This window comes from Falsochrobactrum shanghaiense (assembly GCF_003149535.1).
Classification (GTDB): domain Bacteria; phylum Pseudomonadota; class Alphaproteobacteria; order Rhizobiales; family Rhizobiaceae; genus Brucella; species Brucella shanghaiense.
Map to the genome: position 1 here is coordinate 225,133 of NZ_QGDB01000004.1, position 20,190 is coordinate 245,322.

Sequence of the window (20,190 nt, forward strand, 5' to 3'; positions counted from 1 at the left end):
CTAAAAATCCCAGTCCTCGTCTTCGGTCGCGATCGCCTTGCCGATCACATAGGATGAGCCGGAGCCGGAGAAGAAGTCATGGTTCTCGTCGGCATTGGGTGAAAGTGCCGACAGGATCGCCGGATTGACCTTGCAGGCCTCCGCCGGAAACAGCGCTTCATAGCCAAGGTTCATCAGCGCCTTGTTGGCGTTATAGTGAAGGAATTTCTTCACATCTTCCGTCAACCCCACCCCATCATAAAGCGCTTCGGTATAGCGGACCTCATTATCGTAAAGCTCCAGCAGCAGATCGAAGGCAAAGTCCTTGATTTCCTGCTTTTGCTTTTCATCCAGATGCTCAAGAGCGCGCTGGTATTTATAGCCGATATAATAGCCATGCACCGCCTCGTCGCGGATGATAAGCCGGATCAGGTCGGCAGTATTGGTGAGCTTGGCGCGGCTTGACCAGTACATCGGCAAATAGAAGCCCGAATAGAACAGAAAGCTTTCGAGAAAGACGCTGGCGATCTTTTTCTTCAGCGGATCGCCGCAATGATAGTTCTGGAGAATGAGCGCGGATTTCTTTTGCAGAAACTCGTTTTCTTCCGACCAGCGGTAAGCGTCGTCCACGTCCGGCGTCAGGCAGAGCGTGGAGAATATCGATGAATAGGAACGTGCATGCACCGCTTCCATGAAGGAGATGTTCGATAGCACCGCTTCTTCATGCGGTGTCGCCGCGTCGTCCATGAGCGTGACCGCACCAACGGCATTCTGGATGGTATCAAGCAGCGTCAGCCCCGTGAACACGCGGATGGTGAGCTGTTTTTCTGCCGGTTTGAGCGTCTCCCATGACTGGATGTCATTGGAAAGCGGAACCTTTTCCGGCAGCCAGAAATTTCCGGTCAGCCGGTTCCAGACCTCCAGATCCTTGTCGTCTTCGATGCGGTTCCAGTTGATGGCGCGCACGAGACCGGGCTTTTTTTCATTGCCGGGCGTAAATTGCATATTCATGAGATTCCCTCGGTCACAATGTGCAGGAGACGCAGCCTTCGACCTGCGTTCCTTCCAGCGCCATCTGGCGCAGGCGGATGTAATAAATGGTCTTGATGCCTTTCTTCCACGCATAGATTTGCGCACGGTTGATGTCGCGCGTGGTCGCCGTGTCGCGGAAGAACAGTGTCAGCGACAGGCCCTGATCGACGTGCTGCGTTGCCGCCGCATAGGTGTCGATGATCTTTTCCGGGCCGATTTCATAGGCATCCTGATAATATTCAAGATTGTCATTGCTCATGAAAGCAGCCGGATAATAGACGCGGCCGATCTTGCCCTCCTTGCGGATTTCGATTTTCGAAACGATCGGATGGATCGAGGAGGTCGAGTGGTTGATATAGGAGATCGAGCCGGTCGGCGGCACGGCTTGCAGGTTCTGGTTATAAAGCCCGCCTTCCATGACCGATTTTTTGAGTGCGCGCCAATCGTCCTGCGTCGGGATCGCAATGCCCGCATCCGCGAAAAGCTCTCTGACCCTTTCGGTCGCCGGCTCCCAAAGCTGCTCGGTATATTTGTCGAAATATTCGCCGGAAGCATATTTCGATTTTTCAAAACCCTTGAAGCTGCGCCCGGCTTCGACCGCCAGCCGGTTCGAGGCGCGGATCGCATGATAGGTCACCGTGTAGAAATAGATATTGGTGAAGTCGATGCCCTCTTCCGAGCCGTAGAAAATGCGCTCGCGAGCAAGATAGCCATGCAGGTTCATCTGGCCCAGCCCGATGGCATGGCTCTCGTCATTGCCGCGCGCAATCGATGGAACCGAGCCGATATTGCTCATATCGGAAACGGCGCTCAGCGCACGGATCGAAGTCTCGATGGTCCTGCCAAAATCGGAACTGTCCATTGCCGCTGCAATATTGAGCGACCCCAGATTGCAGGAAATATCCTTGCCCAGATGTTCATAGGACAGGTCTTCGTTGAACAGGCTTGCCTCGCTGACCTGAAGAATTTCCGAGCAGAGATTGCTCATGGTGATGCGTCCGTCAATCGGATTGGCGCGGTTCACCGTGTCCTCGAACATAATATAGGGATAGCCGGACTCGAACTGGATTTCGGCCAGCACCTGAAAGAACTCGCGGGCCTTGATCTTCTTTTTGGTGATGCGCGCATCATTCACCATTTCGCGGTATTTTTCCGTAACCGAGATTTCGGTGAACGGCACGCCATAGACGCACTCCACATCATAGGGCGAGAACAGATACATATCCTCGCCATTCTTCGCCAGTTCGAAGGTGATGTCGGGAACCACCACGCCCAGCGACAGCGTCTTGATGCGGATCTTCTCATCGGCATTTTCGCGTTTGGTATCGAGAAAACGCATGATGTCGGGATGATGCGCATGCAGATAAACCGCTCCCGCCCCCTGACGCGCGCCAAGTTGATTGGCGTAGGAGAATGAATCTTCAAGCAGCTTCATCACCGGGATGATGCCCGAGGACTGGTTCTGGATCTGCTTGATCGGTGCGCCCGATTCGCGAATATTGGTGAGGCTCAGCGCCACGCCGCCGCCGCGCTTGGAAAGTTGCAGCGCCGAATTGATGGAGCGGCCAATCGATTCCATATTGTCCTCGACGCGCAACAGGAAGCACGAGACGAGTTCGCCGCGCTGCTTTTTACCCGCATTGAGGAAGGTCGGCGTTGCCGGCTGATAGCGGCCCGAAATCACCTCTTCGACGATTTCGCGCGCCAGTTGCTCATTGCCGCGCGCAAGCGTCAGCGCAACCATGCAGACACGGTCTTCATAACGTTCCAGATAGCGCTGGCCGTCGAAGGTCTTCAGCGTGTAGCTGGTGTAATATTTGAATGCACCGAGGAAGGTGGGAAAGCGGAATTTCTTCGCATAGGCCTCATCGAACAGGTCGCGCACGAAATTGAAGGAATACTGGTCGAGAACCTCTGTCTCATAATAGCCTTCCGTCACCAGATAATCGAGCTTCTCCCGCAAATTATGGAAGAAGACGGTATTCTGGTTCACATGCTGGAGAAAATATTGCCGTGCGGCCTGCCGGTCTCTTTCGAGCTGGATATTGCCCTCGTCGTCATAGAGATTCAGCATCGCGTTGAGCGCGTGATAATCCAGCGACGTTTCGGCCAATTTTGTCTGGCCGCTTGCCGCCGATACCAATGGCTGCTGCTTTTCCGCTGAGGCGACAGTTTCGCGCTCGCGGATCAGGGTTGTGTCTGCCGTGTCCAAAATCGTTCCATCCCGTCTGTAACCTTGCCAATGTCTTCCGCGGTTCCCAAAAGTTCGAAGCGGTAGAGATAGGGAACCTGACATTTGGCGGAAATGATGTTGCCTGCGAGGCCGAAGGCTTCGCCGAAATTAGAATTGCCCGCAGCAATCACGCCGCGAATGAGGGAGCGGTTATCTGCATTGTTGAGAAAACGGATAACCGGCTTGGGGACCGCGCCTTTGTGGCCCCCCGCACCATAGGTGGGCGTCACCAGCACGAAGGGCTGATGCACACGCAACATGCCGGAACCGTCTTCATAGCTTTCCAGCGGAATGCGGGATGCCTGCATTCCAAGCCGCATCACGAAACGGTGCGTATTCTCCGAACGGCTGGAAAAATAGACGATCTGTCCCATGACAGGCTCCGCAAAACCGGGTTTTCGTGATGGGGTTCAGGCGAGCGCGCCGATCATGTCGGGACGAAATCCCGCCCAGTGGGTTTCGCCCGCAACGACAACCGGAACCTGCCGGTAGCCCATACCCTGAACCAGATCGAAAGCCTGCGTGTCGGCGGAAATATCGATGAGTTTATATTCGATACCCTGACGGTCGAGCGCGCGGGTCGTGGCCGTGCATTGCACGCATGCAGGCTTGCTATAGACGGTAATGGTCATTTTATCCTCACCAAGAGTTAGCCAACTAATTATGCGGTTTAAAGGGCGCAGAAAGTCGATGCGCATTTACATCTGCGCCCTATCGGGAATTGTATTGTGGAGGGCCGGATCAGCCGCGCTTGCGGCGGACAGACCGGCGGTTTCGCTCAAACAAAAAGCACAATGAACTAGACTGACTGGACATGCTCTTCACCCCGAAGCTTGTGGTGGGATATTCGGGGGCAGCAAACAGGCACGGCATATGATCGCCATGCTCGATTGCGCGCCATCCGGACACCCCGCCCGTGGACGTTCACGTTCAAGGCAGGTCTCCTGGCTTGCGGATCACCGCCCCGTATCCGCCTTCCCGGCAACGCCGGTGGCATATAGGATAAGGACTAACCGCTTACAGTTGCGGGGGCAGCTCCGGCATTGCGCTATCTGGACCAGACAGCCCGCACCGGATTCCCATCTTCGCTTTCGGCCCTTACGAATCGAAAGCACCTTGAACACAAGATATGGTATAGGAAGTTAAATAAGGGTCAACAGCTAGATATGAAAATACTCAAGGACCCACAACTCGATGCAGGCTGTGCTATCCGCGCGAGCGGCGGTGCCTGAGCAGCATGGGGGCATATTCCGCAATATAAAGGCTGAAAGCCGCCATCCATAACAAGGCCGATGCGGCAAGCAACGTATGGAAGAAGTCTGGTATCATTTCCGCAAAGGGACGGGTAAGTGCGGAGGCGACGATACACAGATAAATCAGCTGCGTCGTCGGCGAAGCGGTGAGCTCACGGCCGGTATGGCCACGGGTTGCACGGGTCATCACCGCCAGCATCATGCAGCCCATGACGCCGACCGTCATGACATGCAGGGCAGAATAGGGATTGAGCCAGCCAAGCGCGGAACAGGCAACGGCGATAAAGCCAAGGGGCACGAAAGCATAGGCGACATGCAGGATAAGCACTAGCTTTTCAGGCGTCGTGCTCCAGCCGCGCCAGCGATAAAGCCGTATCGCATGCAAGGCCCCGGCGATCAGGGCGAACACGACGGTCGGTGAGCTTTCAGGGGCCGCGATCCAGCCCAGGCAGGCGATTGCACCGATAAAAACACTCAACGCGTCATAGCGGTTGAACGGTACGGGAAAACGCGTTTCGCCTGCGCGATTGAGCCAGTTGCGGGTGAAGCTGGGGATGATCCGTCCGCCCATCAGCATGACCAGCAGCACGAAGGCGCTTACCCCGAAGCGGCTGGCCAGCGCCACGTCGCCATTGGTCAGCACCATATAATGAAAGACGAGATTGGCGATCATGACGAGAGCGACGCCGGACAGCACCTTGAGATTGCGCCATTGCTTTCCTGCAACGATCTCGCGCGCTGCAATGAAAAGCAGCAGGGGCAGAAACAGGCTCTCAACGATAATGCTTATGGAAATATGCATCAGGTCGGGCGCCAGAAAGACCAGTCTTCCGGCAAGCCACACCCCCACGAGGATCGCAAGCGGCGTTCCGGCAACCGGCAGCCTGCCGGTCCAGTTCGGCACGGCGGTCAGCAGAAAGCCTGCCAGTACCGCTGGCGCGAAGCCGAACACCATTTCATGCGCATGCCAGTTGACGCCGCCATAAGAACCGCCGATCGACAGCCCGAAGGTAAGCGACAGGATCCATAAAAGCATGGCCAGAATCGCCCAGATGGCCCCGCCAAAAAAGAACGGGCGGAAACCATAGCCTAAAATTGCCGGACCCGTCGTCTTCAGCCCGCGTGCGATGGCACCCCGGCGTATGAAGGGCGTTGCGTCCGGGCTGGCGGAGGCGGCTGGTGTGCCTTCCTGTGTGGTCATGGCTTCCTCATCATGCAGCCGACTCCGGGTAGGGTTCATAGCGCGGCCAGCAACGGGTCATTGTGCGCTGGCGAGAGCCTTTTCCAGCCGCGTCTGCACCACTTTCGGCTTCTTGGCCGCGATGATTGCATCGAGATTGGCGGGGTTTTCGCCCACTTCGATGAGCGCAATCATACCCATGGCATAATGCGGTGTACATTTGACAAGATAAGCGCCGGGCTGGGTGACGGTCAGCGTATAATTCTCATTGATCTTGCTTTTGAACTTTTCAGCACCTTCCGGGATCATGCCCTTGATCGACTCGACATTATGCCCCTTGTCCACGGGTATGAATGTGATCGTATCTCCGGGATTGGCCTTGATCAGCGCGGGTTCGAAAACCATGACGCCTTCTGCGCCCTTATTGAGCATCTGGACTTCAAAATTCTCGGCCAGAGCGGGGGTGGCCATCAGAAGGGAAAGTCCGGCAGCGGCGGCGAAGGGAATGGCAATATTACGCATTTGAGCTCGATCTCCATGTCTAGAGCGTTACCAGTTCAAGCAGAACCGTCGGAGCCGCTCTATTTGTTTTATGCATTTCCGGGCGCAAAACCGTTTTACACTTTTGCTGGAAATGCTTCAGGTCCCGGCATCGCAACGTGCCGGGCGGGCCGTACAAGTTGCAGACTAGAGCTGAAGGGGAACTGTTTCTTTGACCCGGATCAAATAGTCCGGCTATTGATCAGATTTCCGGGTCGGCAATCTGTCGCAGGCGACAAAGATCGCGAACGAACAGCGATTTACGCCCGCCTTCAACCCAGCCCTTGCTCTGCCATTGGCTGATGATACGTGAAACCGTATGCAGTGTCGTGCCGGTCAATTCCGCTATATCCTGCCGGGAAACCGGAAAATCGATCCGAATACCGCCCTTTTCCTTCACGCCCGCCTCGCCGAGCAACCGGATGATGGCATGCGCCACGCGCTGCTCTACTTCTTCCGTCGAAATTTCGCGGATGCGTGAATGGGCGGCATCGAGGCGGCTTCCGATCATCTGCATCGTATTGACCGCAAGCACCGGATTGCGCGCCATGAAGCCGCTCATCATCTCCATGGGCCAGGCAAGCACGCTGCTGTCCACCAGCGCGGACGGAGTGCCGGGATAATCCGTGCGCCCCAGCGCCATGGCAAAACCGAACAAGTCACCGGGATTGACGACGCGGACGATGATCTGCTGGCCATCCGCCGTCACCTGCGTGACCTTGAGCCTGCCCTGGATCAGAAGATAGAAAAGGCGGGCTTCTTCGCCCTGCTGAAAAACGGCACTGTTCTTTGGAACAATCCGGTGCGTGGCCTGGCTCATAAGCTGACTGAAGGCCGCTGCCTCCATGCCGGAGAAAACGGGCAGTTTTCTGACCAGCGTATGTATGATCGGTTCCATGACCCTCACGCTCTCCGCTATGCAGGAGAGGGTTAGCAGACCTTCCCGTGAAAGAAAACCAAATTTCGGAACAGGTAAAATAACGCTGTTTTATCCGCGAATTATCCCCGGTAATATGGCATCGCCGACAAACAGACCGGTAACGCCGGTCATCGCCCCCACAAGCTCGAAATCATTCAAACCGAAATCTGTTTTGATACCCTGATCTTCTATGATTTTCCGAATGCGGTGCAATATTTCAGTGCTGTCAATGCCAAGAGCGCGTGCAAGGCAATAGTCAGCCATCATGCCGTGGCAAAGACCAATTGAAGGACGTGCTTCACCCAGCCGTGCCGTGACGATTGCCATATCCGCAGCATAGGCTTCTTCCGGAATGTAAGGGCGGCACAGTAATCGCGAATAACCGATCCCCACGGAGCCATGGCACCAGGACGTACCGCAAATGTCATCTTTTCCAAGACGCGGCCAGCCCCGGCTTGTCCGGTATCTGGTTTCCCGTTCGATATTAGATCCAATAATTGCAATCGCCTCCCTGTCCTCTTGCCGAAAGCAGGTCATATATTCGGCCAGCGAAGCGGAAACCCCTGCGGTTCCATGTGCAAAGCCCAGCAATGTTGTTTTTTCATCAAGAAGCGCATTCGACATATGTTTCAAGAGCATGAATGCAGTATCGGCAAGCCTCCTGATCTTTTCGGCTATCGGATAATTGCGATAGAGCCCATGTAACCTTGACAACATGCTTAAAGTGCCACTGACGCCCCCCAGAAAGTCGAGCTGTTGATATTGTTCAAATTTCTCCGTTAGCAATTGGTAAGAAATTTTTGCCAATTCACGATCCAGCAGGGAAAGGCATCGCGTCAGCCGTGCCTGTTCGATAAGGCTCAAGCTCCATAAGGTCCCCGCCGTTCCGTTTAGCGCCCCCAGTTGCGCAGCCGGCATGTTCTCCAACTGCGCGGTGATCTGGCCGGCAAGCCTATGCGCAAACCCCATAAAACGGCTATTGGACAAACCTTGTCCGACAATGTGAAAGGCCAGAGCAATACCAGAAACGCCCTGATAAAGATCAAGGCCCGTTAAATCAGCACGGATTGTATCATCCATTACAGAAATGTTGCGCCAATAGATTTTTCCGTCCGCGTGCTGCGCGCGATCCATGACACTGTTCATGACGCTATGCGCCAACGCATCAAGCCACCGGTCATCGGATATTGCAGTGAGGTTTGCATAATTTTGCGGTTTTCCGGCACAAACGGTTTTCGTTCGCAGGCGATACACAAGGAATGCATATCGGGCATCTTCTAGGGTCTGCTCAATGAATGCTGGCGTTAGCCGTAAAAACTGGCTCTCCAGTTTGTTGAGAGGCGACTGAAAAACTCTCGTTGCAAGCGGTTGCCCAAGACTATTGGTCAGAATGTCTGCATCGAACGACATCTGAAAATACGGAATATCGCCGCGTTCCAAATCAGCAATTTCCGATTCCATAATATCGGCATCACGGGCAGGATCACAAAGAGCCCGCAAATCGCGGGCAGTAGTCCCCCTTATGAGAGATTCAGGATGGCGGCAATTATAGAGTATTTTTGCGTATTCTTCCGTCGCCTGTTTGACAATGCGCACCTGAGCGTGACGCATGGCGCCTTTTATCACGTCGAGAACATCGCGCCGGTTATCATGCAGAAACAAAAGTGTTTCCCGCATTCCATCCAGAATTTCCTGCTCATAGTGAAGAAAATCGACCGTATCGCCGTTGAGTATTACCCCGCTGGGGTAATTTCCGGTCACCAGTTTTTGCTTTTCCATTTTCAGTGAGGAGCGGCGTTGTTGCGGGTTGACCAGAATATCAATGGCTGTCTGCATTTGTGCACGGGCACTCAGCGGACTGATCTCTATCTCGTCATACATAGTTTCTGTAGGCAACAGAAGAGAAGCATATAGATGGTTGTTGGCCGGGATATGTTTTTCCGTTTCCAGCGTGCAGGAGAAAACAGTCTCCAGGTCAACAATGACCGGATATTCACCGTGGGCAACAATGTTTTCCATATGAAGATCTGTTGCAGAACATAAATGGGCGAGTGCTATGAGCGAGCCATAACGGCGGTAAAATGCACGCACCTGCTCTGGCGTTTCACACTCGCTCTGCAAGACGGCTTCCGCCCAGCCATAATCTCCCCGGTTAAGAACGCGCGGAACAGCATGATCGATTAAAAAATGACGGTTCCACCACCCAATGAGGTTATAAAAGCCTTCGTCAATCGTCATATCTCGCGGCTTGTAATAAAGAACACGCGAGCACCCTTCCTGATTGATATATTCCACCCGTGCAGTCTGCTGCATGCCTCTGTGCGGATCACCAATCATATGAATGTCGCTTATTCGGCTGACCGCGCTATCCCCATGAAAATAATCAGCCGCCATGCGGATGTCCAAAGCAATGCGATCAAGAAAGACTTTCAGGGAATTTGAATAGATCGTTATATCCCGCTGCCATGTTTCCCATAAGCGTGGATATTTTTTGCAAAGCGCCGTCAGATTTTCTTGCTTGCGGACCTCGCGAACAAAAAATAAAAACCGTTCAGCGTCAGATTGCCCTTGCAGCAATCCGCCCTGATCCGCGAAATTCATCTCCAGGATCAGCAATCTTTCCCATATCTTTTTGAGAACCGGGAAGCAGGCACGCTCAAAAAATCGCCTGAGCTCCGTTTCAGAAGCGGGCAAATCCCGCACATGCAGAACATAATCATAATGATCAGCCAGAAGATGACGATAAACATCAGCGAAAATATCATCGTCTAATGATAGACCCGTCATCGGCAAACCTTATCATGCTTGATGAAGCGCATTTTACCGGCTTTATTACTCTGCCTGAACGAAGCAGCCCGGCGGACAAAATATATGATGTAATAAAAAATACCCCTTATTGAACTTGCAATTTGCAAGCTCAATAAGGTTATTCTATAAATTAACTAACATGCTTTATTAAAGCAACTCTCGTAATTATCCACATACTGGTGAATAATAAATAGAACACGCAATAGATAATGTTTTACCATTACTAATGTTCACATTTAAACGATTGCCAATGACTTTTAAAGCAGTATTGTTATCATATTTTTCAGAGATCATATGAGCACCTATTTTGATTTTAACATGACTTCCAAGCTTCGCCTATCTCTTCATATTGCAGAGATAGTTTGCCATGTAGCCTCGTAATTAGCTGCACTTTTTTCAATAACCGGCCAGAAAGCCAGAAATACTTTACAACCGGCAAGTGAAAAACAGATTTTATAACAAAAATACTCTGTACGACGGACTAATTTAGATACCTCTTTCGAGGAACATTCAATTCCTAATAATTGCCCGCAAGGTCACGACCGATGATCGGTGGCGGCAGGTCGAACGCTGACGCGTAGATCTGCCGGCATGAAAGCAGATGGTTGCATAAAAGTGATCGAGATTTGTGTTGACTATTAACATTGTGTTAACCACAGTTTGTTGCAATGTGTTACAAAGCGTTACGACGCCCACATTACAGCGCCATATGAAAGGAGAACGGATTGAACATGCAGCGGCGGACCGGTCAGCATTTTTTGCCTGCAAAGGATGGATCTGCCGTGTCCTCCATGACTTCGTTCTGGGGGCTGATGCGCGCCTACTGGATTTCGGAGCGCTGGAAAGAAGCCTGGGGCCTTACGCTCGCGATTTTCCTTTTCACCGCCTTCATCAGCAAGACCACGGTCTGGGTGGCAGAAGCTTCAGGCCATCTGATGAATTCCATCGTCAATGTGAATTCCGCACCTGTGCAGAACCCGCTCATGGTGATTGCCGCCAATGCGGGCATTCTGGTCGTGTTGATGCTGGCCAAGGATGTATGCCTGGTCGGTTTCCGCCACCTGCTTTCCACGACCCTGCATCGCAAATGGCGCAAATGGCTCAACGACCGCTTTTCCGACGCGCTGCTCGACCGCAACCACACGCATTATCACCTCCAACAGGGCAAGGGCGACGCGCTGCCCGACAATGTCGACCAGCGCCTGCAGGAATCCATCAAGGGCATGACCGGCGGGGCCATCGGTCTCGTCATGGGCGTTGTCGGCGTGCTGCTCTCCGCCTTCTTTGTCGGCCAGAAGCTGCTTGAAATCTCCACCGAGGTCAGCGGCCTGGAGTTTCTCGGCTCCTATGGCGGTGCGATTCTCGCTTTTGCGGCGATCATCATCTATGTGCCGCTGGGAACGCTGGTTGCAATCAAGATCGGCCGCAGGCTGGAACGTCTCAATCTGGGCATGCAAAAGGCCGAAGGCTCCTATCGTGGCGAATGGACCACGCTGCTGCGCCGCAGCTTCCAGATTTCCGCGTCCGAAGGCGAAAGCGTGCAGCGCAGCGTCAACAGGCGTCTTTACAGCGATGTCGATAATACATGGAACCGCCTCAATCGGTTTGATGCCGCCTATCTCGCCTTTTCGCAGGCCTATGGCTTCATGTCGAACCGGATCGTCGCCTATATTCCGGGCCTGCTGCCCTATATGAGCGGGGCTGTCAGCTTCCGCAATTATGTGACGGGCGCGGAACTCGTCGCAGCCATGATCAATGATTGCTCGTGGTTCATTCAGGTCATGCCGGCCATTGCCAACCTGCGCGCCAATGCGGGCCGTGTCACTGGACTGGCACGGGCAATCGACAATGTGCAGGACCCGGCAGAATTCTACGGCCGCAGCGGCGTCAACCGTTTCAGCTTCACCCGGCAGCATCCGCGGTTCGGATTGTCGGTGCGCAATCTGACCCTGATGCATGGTGCGGACAGTGAAGCGCCCTTCCTTCGTTCCGGTGTCATCAATATCCATCCGGGCGACTGGGTCTATATGCGCGGTCCATCCGGCTCCGGAAAGACCTCTTTCATCAAGGCGCTCAACGGCCTCTGGCCTTTTGGCACCGGTGACATCATCTATCCGCAGGGCGCGACATCCATCTATGTGCCGCAGGAAGCAAAGTTTCCGTCAGTGAGCCTGAAACAGCTCGTCTGCCTGCCCGACAGTGAAGCAGATTTCGACGATCTGGCCGTGGCCGCCGTCCTGCATGAAGCAGGACTTGGGGAATTCATCGCACGCATGAAAGATGCCGATGCGGACGGCTCGCCCTGGGACATGGTGCTATCGGGCGGACAAAAGCAGAAGGTGATGCTGGCGCGAATCCTGCTGCACAAGCCTTCCATCCTCTTTCTTGACGAAGCCACCGGCGCTCTCGATCCGGCAGCGAAACTGCTTTTCCATACCGCGCTCAAGAACCATTGCCCCAAAGCCATCGTCATCAGCATCATGCATGAGGAAAAGCTGCCCACGCTCGAAAACGGCGCGGATGTTTATTCGCATGTTCTTGAAATACATAATGGCTATGCAGCCCTGCGTCCGATCCATTTCCCGGTTGTAAGCGAAGCACCGCTGATTGCCGCCGAATGAAGCGGGGCCTGCCACGAATGCGGCTTTGAAGCCGGGACCGCTTTTGATTGACAAGCCCCTTCGGGTCATTCAGTTTCCCTGAAATTCACAGGATCAGGCGGGGGCGGGTTGACCAGTTCGGTTTCATCTTTAGCAGACAGGCGGCCAGTATTTATCCGGCTGCTTCGCGCGCCTTTGTTCTGGCTTGTCTTCTCCCTCGTCATCCTTGGCACCCTGCTGATCTTCCCGATCGTCATTCCCATAGGGCCGATGTATTGGGATACCTATCTCTATCTGGATGCCGCGCAGCGCATCAGGACCGGCCAGATTCCGGCTGTGGACTTTCTCACACCCGTCGGACCATTGGGCTATTATCTTTTCGCGTGGGGGCTGGATATGCTCCCCCATGCACAGCCATTGTTGCTGGCGCAATGGTCCCTGCTTGCCGTCGCAGTACCGCTGATGGCCGTGGTGCTTGCGGAACCGGGACCGCAGAACCGCACCCTCGCCTTCGCCCTGCTGATCCCGTTTCTGGTATTTGCCATTTTCCCGGCCAATGTACAGTCTTTCCATTCCTATCCGGGTCTGGACGGTTTCGGCATTTATAACCGCCAGAGTTCGCTGCTTTTATATGTGCTGATGTGCGGGCTGATGTTTATGCGCGACGGGCGCAGGCTTGCGATCTTCTGCGCGCTCACCATGCTGAGCCTGTTTCTCATCAAGATCACCGGCTTTCTGGTGGGTGGTCTGTTCGGCCTGACAGCGCTGCTCGCGGGCCGCATTTCGGTCAAAAGCATCATAATCGCCGCCGTCATAGCCATAGCCGGATTGCTCGTTCTGGAAATGAACGGACAGATGATTTCCGCCTATATTGACAGCATCATCCAGCTTGTCGCAGCCAATGATGATGTGCTGCTGCCGCGTTTTCTCACTGTCATGTCCGGGAAGCTGGATGTCATTCTGCCCGCATCCCTCCTGGTGCTGGCACTGTTCTGGATTGAAACCGGCGGCATAATCCATGCAGGTCGTTTTCTCGATCGCGGCTCTGTCTGGCTGGCGATCACCCTGCTGGGCGGCATCATTCTTGAAACGCAGAATACCGGCAGTCAGGAATTCATCTTCCTGTGGCCTGTGTTGCTGATGATCTACCAGCGCCTCAAACATCTCCAAGCAAAGCCGCAGCTTGCATTCCTCATACTGGCCGCTTTTTGCACGATCCCGACTTTCGCTCAGGTTACCCACAAGACATTGCGCGCGATTGCCGTGGCCCCGACCTATGTGCAGCCGCCCGTCACAGAGGTTAAAAATCTGGCGCAGGTTTCCACGAAAAAAGAAATCATGGAACGCACGCTGCTGCTCAAGCAGCATTATGCCGACTATCCGCAGCCATACAAGGCGCTGGCCAGACAAGGGCAACTGGCAAGCTGGCGGCTTTATTCCGAACTCGATTATCAGATGTTCTGGATCATCGAAGCAGACGAGGTGGTCAAGGCCATCAAACAATTCGAAGCGCAGAACGGCATTCATCTCAACAGCCTGATGGCGCTCGATTTCGCCGATCCTTTTCCATGGCTTCTCGACCGCGAGGCAACCCGCGAAATCCAGATCGGTGCCGATCCCTTCCGCACCGTAACCGCAATGACACCCGAAATAAAAGCCGCAGTCGAAACCACCGATGGCGTCTTGCAGCCTACATGCCCGGCAACCTCTGCCCGGCTTGCCTTGCGCGAGATTTATGATGACGCATTGCAAGACCGGGAAGTCGTGCAACTCGATCCCTGCTGGAACCTGCTCCTGCGTCCCGGCCTTCTCAAGAAATAATGATGAAACGGACGCTTACGCGCCCGCTTCCTTACTTGATCTGCGCCTTCACGAAATCCTTGACGATGCGAACTATGCCGCGTCCGAGAACCTCATCAAGCGCCGCAATAAATTCGTCAACATGGGCCCGCTCGCAAATGAGCGGCGGCTCAAGACGGATCACATTGCGATTATATTCGGTGAAGGCCACCAGCACGCCATGATCGCGCAAAAGATGACTACCGATGAAGCCGGGTAACGAACCCTTGAGCTTGTCATCGAGCATTCCAAGCACTGGTCGTAGCACCAAGGGCATGGTCTGCGAAAAATCGTGGAATTCCAGCCCCACCATCATGCCCCGCCCGCGCACATCTTTCAAAAGTGCGGGATAGCGTGCCTGCAGCTCTTTGAGCTGCGCGATAAGATAATCGCCCGTTTCCGCCGAATTATCGATCAGATGCTCGTCATAAAGCACGTTGAGCGTTTCAATGGCGGTGATGCAGGCTTCGCCGATCCCGCCAAATGTCGCCATGGCATGGATCATTGCGGTTTTAGGCGTGCCATAGGCTTTCATGTAAATATCGCGCCGCGCGATCATTGCTGCCATGGCGGTCTTGCCGCCGCCGAGCGATTTCGCCAGCGCCGTCACATCGGGGATGACGCCATAATGCTCGAAAGCATAGAACTTGCCCGTCCGGCCCAAGCCGCACTGCACTTCATCGGCCACCCAGAGGACGCCATACTGGTCGCAAAGCTGGCGCAGCTTCTGCCAGAATTCCGCATCCGCCTGAATGATGCCGCCGCCACCCTGAACCGTTTCCAGCACGATGGTGCCGATTTCGGGGTCCGAACGGAAAGCATTTTCAACGGCTTCAATATCGCCGAACGGCACGCGGACGGTATTGTCCACAAGCTTGAACTCGCCACGATAAAGACCGCCATCGGTGATGGAGAGAACGCCCTTGGTTTTGCCGTGAAAGGAATTCTCGGCATAGACGATCTTCGGTTTTTTTGGTCCCGCCGCGCGTTCGGCAACTTTGATAGCCGCTTCCATGGCTTCCGAACCCGAAGACCCCAGAAACACCATATCCAGATCACCGGGTGAGCAGGCGGCTATGTCATAGGCCAGCGCCGCCGCATATTGCGACATGAAGGCAATGGCGATTTCATGGCGCATTTCTTCCTGAAATTTCCGGCGTGCCTCAAGGATGCGCGGGTGATTATGACCAAGCGCCAGCGAGCCGAAACCACCGAAGAAATCGAGTATCCTGCGGCCGGTCTGATCGTAATAATACATGCCTTCGGCGCGCTCGACCTTGACTTTGTGGAAGCCGAGCAGCTTCATGAAATGCAACTGCCCCGGATTGAGATGCGTGGTGAAAAGCTCCGTCATGCGCGGCAGGTCGAGCGCCTTGGCATCCTCGACGCTCAACAGGGCTGGCTTCGGTGTGTAATTGGCGGTATCGCGCAGATTTTGCGGTGTAACTGTCTTTGTCATAACCTGTCCCTCACGCTGCCTTCAATGCGCCGGAACGGCCATCGGCAAGCTTCTTGCGATATTCGCTATAGGCGGCGATCAGCATGTCCTCATCGCGATATTGCGGAATCCAGCCCAGTTCGCGCTCGCCCTTCGACACATCGAGCACGCACATTTCATCGGCAATCAGATATTGTTCCGGGTCCATCAACGGCATGTTGAGCCAATCGAGGAAATCCAGCGTCCGCTTGACTGCCCATGCGGGCGTCGGCACCAGAATAGATTTCGATCCCGCATGCTTGACCAGATCGCCCAGCAATTTGCGCACCGGCGGCGGATTGAGCGAGCCGAGATTATAGACCTCGTTGGGCACCCCTGCCTTATAGGCGGCATAGGCTGCGGAAGCGCAATCGAAGACGGAAATGAACTGATAGGGGTTCTTGCCCGAACCGATCATCGGCACCGGCAGATTGCTGTCGATCAGCTTGAACAGTTTTTCCAGAATGCCCAAGCGTCCCGGCCCGATGATGAGGCGCGGACGAAACAGCGAGATATTCATGCCGCGCGTGCGCCAGTCGGCAGCCAGTTCTTCGGTTTTCAGCTTGGAAAGCCCATATTCACCAAGCGGATTGCAGGGATGATCTTCCTTCTGCGGCCACGAATAAGTATGGCCATAAACCATGTCCGTGGTGAAATGGACCAGCGATTTCGCGCCTGCTGCATCCATCGCCTTGATGATATTTTCCGTGCCGTAATAATTGACCGGAAAGAAGAAATCATGCCGCTTGGCGCGCACCTGAATGGGTGAGAGCATCTTGGCCGAGAGATTATAGACCATATCATCGGCGCGAATGCCCAGAGCCTGTATCGATTCCGGCTTCGTCACATCCGTATGAATGAAAGCCGCGTCGCGATAATGTGCAAGGTCGCTCTTGACAATATCGGCGACGATCACCTCATGCCCATCCGCCAGAAGCGATGGCGCCAGATAGCGCCCGACAAAGCCGTCACCGCCAAAAATAATATGTCTCATAATCCAGCCCCAACTCTATATCTATATCGATGAACGTTCATGAACCGCAGCCGTTTGCCCGGCATCGGGTGCCTTGCTGCCGCTCTGGGCGATCAGCACGGTTCCGATGCAGATGAAGGCAATCCCCGCAATCTTGTAAGCACCCAGTTCCTCCTTGAACAAAAGCCATGCGAAAAGTGCGACCGCCACATAGGCAAGGCTGAGAAACGGATAGGCGAAGGAAAGATCGACCTTCGAGAGCACATAAAGATGCGACGCCATGGAAATTACGAAAGTGAACAGGCCCGCAAACACCCACGGGTTGAAGACGATCTGGAAGATACGCTGGACCAGCGTGTCCGCCGAGAAGCTGACTGGCCCGAGCGTGATCATGCCGTGTTTGAGCATAAGCTGCGCCGCCGCATTGGTCATCACCGTGAAAAGGATGAAAGGAATATATTTCATTTTCTGCCCTGCCTGATTTATTTTGCCCGCTAATCAATTATCCCGATGCCAGCGCTGTGCGCCGCCAGAAATCCGAACAAAAGCGCTCATCGCGCCATTGCTCAAACTGTTGCCATTGCGCAAAGCCCGCCTTGAACGTGGCCGCGCTCATGCGCTGATCCTTGTAGGGATTGACCCGTCCGCCTGCTTCGATGGTCATCCGGTCCAGAAGGGCAAGGAGATCAAGCGTCCTTTGCCCACGATTGGGAAAATCCATGGTCAGAGTGTAGCCCGGCTGGGGAAAGGATAGCAGCCCCGGCGAGCGCATATCGCCAAAGCGCTTCAGCACCGTGAGAAATGACGCCTGCCCGGCATCGCGGCTTGCAGCAAGCATGGCCGGGACCACATGCGGCGCCGCCTCTAAAGGCACGACGCTCTGGTGCTGATAAAGCCCGCGCGGCCCATAAAGCCGGTTCCAGTTACGTACACCGTCAAGCGGATAGAAAAAGCTGTCAAAACCGGTGAGATGAGGTTCCTTCTTGCGGGATTTCGCACGGAAATAAAGACTGTTGAATATGGTCAGGCTTGGCCGGTTCAGCATCGAAAACGGCAGATCGAACGGTACGGCAAGCTGCGTTTCGCTGCCCTGCGCATCACGATTGCCATTGGACGCGTGATTGCCGGTAATCAGAACGCCGCGCCCTTCCGAGCGCCCGCTTGCCAACTGGTCCACCCATGCAACCGCATATTCGTTCACCCGGTCCGCCGCCTCGGCAATAGCGAAATATTCGGACAGGTTGCCAAACGGCGTGATGCGCTGTTCGATGTCGAGAGAACCCACCGCCATCAGCCGGATACGCGCGCTCAATATCAGGCCCGTCAGGCCCATGCCGCCAACCGTTGCCGCGAATAATTGCGCATTTTCAGCATTGGAGCAATGATGGATCATGCCATCGGAGCGCAGCAGTTTCAGACTTTCGATATGACAGCCGAATGTCCCGCGTAAATGATGGTTCTTGCCGTGCACATCATTGGCGATGGCCCCGCCAAGCGTCACGAAACGCGTTCCGGGCGTCACGGGCAGAAAATAGCCGTGCGGCGCAGCCGTTTCGATGATTTCGCTCAGCAGAGCTCCGGCCTGCGCTTCCAGAATTCCGCTCTCTTCATCAAAGCCGAGAATCCGATTATGGGAGCGCATCGGCACCAGAAGCCCCGCATCATTGTGACAGCTATCGCCATAGGAGCGCCCATTGCCAAAGGCGAGCAGGCTTACGCCATCCAACGCCGCGCGGCCAAACATAGCTTTGGCATTTTCAAGCGCAATCGAACTGCGATCATGCCGGGCGATCCGCCCGAAACTGTCGAAAGACCATTCCATCACCGCATTCCGGCGGTAAACAGAAGTATTGCACCAATCACGATGACCAACTGGCTGCGCCAGTCATTGGCGATGAAAACGACCGGATCGTCGTCCATTTCCTTGCGGTGCGCCAATATCCACACACGGATAACGATATAAAGCACGATCGGCACCAGCGGCCAGATCAGCCAGGGATAGGTGTAGAGCGTGCGCACCGCATCGCTGTTGATATAAAGCGCAAGAACCAGAACGGCGGTAAAGGCCGAGGCCACGCCGCTCTGCCCGACAATATCAATATCTTCGGGGCGATAACCGCGACCCGCAATCTTGTCTTTCTCGGTCACGGTCGAATGCTGCAACTCGACATAGCGTTTGACCAGTGCCAGCGACAGGAAGAAAAACATCGCAAACGCCATCAGCCAGAAGGAAAGCGGGATATGGGTCGCCGCCATGCCCCCCAGAAGCCGCAGACTGTATAGAGCGGCAAGGCAGATCACATCAACCAGCAGCATACGTTTCAACACCAGCGAATAGGCCGTGGTCGCAGCCAGATAGGTCGCTATGACGAGCAAAAAGGCAAGGGGCAGATACAGGCTTATGATCCCCGCTGCGAGCAGAAGGAGAGCCGATACCGTCAGCCCGAACGGAATGCTCAGCACCCCGCTTGCGAAAGGCCGGTTCCGCTTTCTTTTATGCTGGCGGTCAAGCGGAAGATCGATGATATCGTTGATGATATAAATGGCCGATGCGGCTGCGGAAAAGGCAATGAAGGCCAGACAGGCAGCCATGAAAATGTCAGGCTCGGAAATATCGTGGGCAAGAAACGCTGGCACGAAGACCAGCAGGTTCTTGAGCCATTGATGCACACGCAGCATTTTCAGATAGGGCTTGATCCCGCGGGATTTGTTTGCAAACAGACGCCCGCCATTTGCCTTTTGAAAGCGCGCGGCGGTGCGGTCGGGCGCGACGATGATCGCTTCGCGCGCAGCCTGAAAGACAGCTATGTCCGCCCGGTCGTTTCCGGCATAGTCAAAACCGTTTGCGCCGTAATGCTCGGTCAGCGCGCGCGCCTTGCGGTGCGACGACAGATTATTCGTCTGCGTCGCATGAACCGCATCGAAAATGCCAAGTTCCGCGGCGACTGCCTGCGCCAAAGGCTCTGCCGCAGCGGTTGCCAGCACAAGCTTGCGCCCCCGGCTGTGTTCTTTGCGCAGAAACTCAAGAAAATCCTGACGATAGGGCAGCAGGGAGGCATCGATAGTGATACGGCGTGCAATCTCGCGCTTGAGATGTGCCTTGCCGGACAGAAGCCAGACAGGCAGCAGAAAAGCAAAGAAGATATTCTTTTTGAGAAGAACGAACAGGCTTTCCCACAGCAGATCGGTTGCAACCAAAGTGCCATCGAGATCTACTGCCAATGGCACATGTGTACCCTGTATCCGCTCGTTCATATGCACTCCCCGCCCATATATATATCTGGCCCGGCAGGCCCCGCTTCCTGCGCCGTTATGCAACGCATAAAACAAGAAACCAAATGAAGAATGAATATTTCT

At 54.6% G+C, this 20,190-nt stretch carries 15 protein-coding genes and 1 riboswitch; of the genes, 2 read left to right on the forward strand and 13 right to left on the reverse strand.

Translation table 11 applies throughout. The features are described 5' to 3' along the window. The 8 genes from nrdF to DKP76_RS12140 form a co-directional block, all read right to left on the reverse strand. Entirely contained in the window at window positions 1-990 is a 990-nt protein-coding gene (gene nrdF / locus DKP76_RS12105) for a class 1b ribonucleoside-diphosphate reductase subunit beta (RefSeq protein ID WP_109706992.1), read from the reverse strand. A 13-nt stretch (window positions 991-1,003) separates the two neighbouring features. Further along, complete coding sequence (gene nrdE, locus DKP76_RS12110; protein WP_425349394.1) at window positions 1,004-3,307, reverse strand: class 1b ribonucleoside-diphosphate reductase subunit alpha; 2,304 nt, start codon at window positions 3,305-3,307, stop codon at window positions 1,004-1,006. Continuing rightward, complete coding sequence (gene nrdI, locus DKP76_RS12115) at window positions 3,199-3,618, reverse strand: class Ib ribonucleoside-diphosphate reductase assembly flavoprotein NrdI (protein ID WP_109706993.1); 420 nt, start codon at window positions 3,616-3,618, stop codon at window positions 3,199-3,201. Before nrdI ends, nrdE begins: the two co-directional genes overlap by 109 nt. Window positions 3,619-3,654: 36 nt before the next feature. Next, window positions 3,655-3,876: a glutaredoxin-like protein NrdH gene (nrdH, locus tag DKP76_RS12120; protein WP_109706995.1), complete on the reverse strand. Its 222-nt coding sequence runs from the start codon at window positions 3,874-3,876 to the stop codon at window positions 3,655-3,657. A gap of 285 nt (window positions 3,877-4,161) precedes the next feature. Continuing rightward, window positions 4,162-4,378, reverse strand: a riboswitch (cobalamin riboswitch). Window positions 4,379-4,450: 72 nt separating this feature from the next. After that, on the reverse strand, window positions 4,451-5,698 hold the full coding sequence (locus DKP76_RS12125) for an NnrS family protein (protein ID WP_109706997.1): 1,248 nt from the start codon (window positions 5,696-5,698) through the stop codon (window positions 4,451-4,453). A gap of 57 nt (window positions 5,699-5,755) precedes the next feature. Beyond that, window positions 5,756-6,199 carry a pseudoazurin gene (locus DKP76_RS12130; protein ID WP_109706999.1) on the reverse strand — a complete coding sequence of 148 codons (444 nt, stop codon included), beginning with the start codon at window positions 6,197-6,199 and terminating at the stop codon, window positions 5,756-5,758. A 220-nt stretch (window positions 6,200-6,419) separates the two neighbouring features. Next, entirely contained in the window at window positions 6,420-7,115 is a 696-nt protein-coding gene (locus DKP76_RS12135; RefSeq protein ID WP_109707001.1) for a Crp/Fnr family transcriptional regulator, read from the reverse strand. A 90-nt stretch (window positions 7,116-7,205) separates the two neighbouring features. Beyond that, window positions 7,206-9,923, reverse strand: a complete 2,718-nt coding sequence (locus DKP76_RS12140) for a type 2 lanthipeptide synthetase LanM family protein (RefSeq protein WP_109707003.1) — start codon at window positions 9,921-9,923, stop codon at window positions 7,206-7,208. Between the two features lie 803 nt (window positions 9,924-10,726). Here DKP76_RS12140 and DKP76_RS12145 point away from each other — a divergent pair. Then, entirely contained in the window at window positions 10,727-12,565 is a 1,839-nt protein-coding gene (locus DKP76_RS12145; protein WP_199224802.1) for an ABC transporter ATP-binding protein/permease, read from the forward strand. Between the two features lie 174 nt (window positions 12,566-12,739). Continuing rightward, window positions 12,740-14,365: a hypothetical protein gene (locus tag DKP76_RS12150; protein ID WP_425349395.1), complete on the forward strand. Its 1,626-nt coding sequence runs from the start codon at window positions 12,740-12,742 to the stop codon at window positions 14,363-14,365. A gap of 31 nt (window positions 14,366-14,396) precedes the next feature. Here the strand turns inward: DKP76_RS12150 and DKP76_RS12155 are convergent, their stop codons facing one another. The 5 genes from DKP76_RS12155 to DKP76_RS12175 are packed head-to-tail and all read right to left on the reverse strand — an operon-like array spanning window position 14,397 to window position 20,088. Further along, window positions 14,397-15,842, reverse strand: coding sequence for an aspartate aminotransferase family protein (locus tag DKP76_RS12155; protein ID WP_109707007.1), 1,446 nt, complete (start codon window positions 15,840-15,842; stop codon window positions 14,397-14,399). A 10-nt stretch (window positions 15,843-15,852) separates the two neighbouring features. Next, window positions 15,853-16,854 carry an NAD-dependent epimerase/dehydratase family protein gene (locus DKP76_RS12160; protein WP_109707009.1) on the reverse strand — a complete coding sequence of 334 codons (1,002 nt, stop codon included), beginning with the start codon at window positions 16,852-16,854 and terminating at the stop codon, window positions 15,853-15,855. 21 nt (window positions 16,855-16,875) lie between these two features. Further along, window positions 16,876-17,298 (reverse strand): EamA family transporter, encoded by a 423-nt coding sequence (locus DKP76_RS12165; protein WP_109707011.1) that lies wholly within the window; start codon window positions 17,296-17,298, stop codon window positions 16,876-16,878. 37 nt (window positions 17,299-17,335) lie between these two features. Next, complete coding sequence (locus tag DKP76_RS12170; RefSeq protein ID WP_109707013.1) at window positions 17,336-18,655, reverse strand: FAD-binding oxidoreductase; 1,320 nt, start codon at window positions 18,653-18,655, stop codon at window positions 17,336-17,338. Further along, window positions 18,655-20,088, reverse strand: coding sequence for a UbiA family prenyltransferase (locus DKP76_RS12175; protein WP_109707014.1), 1,434 nt, complete (start codon window positions 20,086-20,088; stop codon window positions 18,655-18,657). The genes DKP76_RS12170 and DKP76_RS12175 overlap by 1 nt, the downstream gene beginning before the upstream one ends. Window positions 20,089-20,190: the final 102 nt, after the last annotated feature.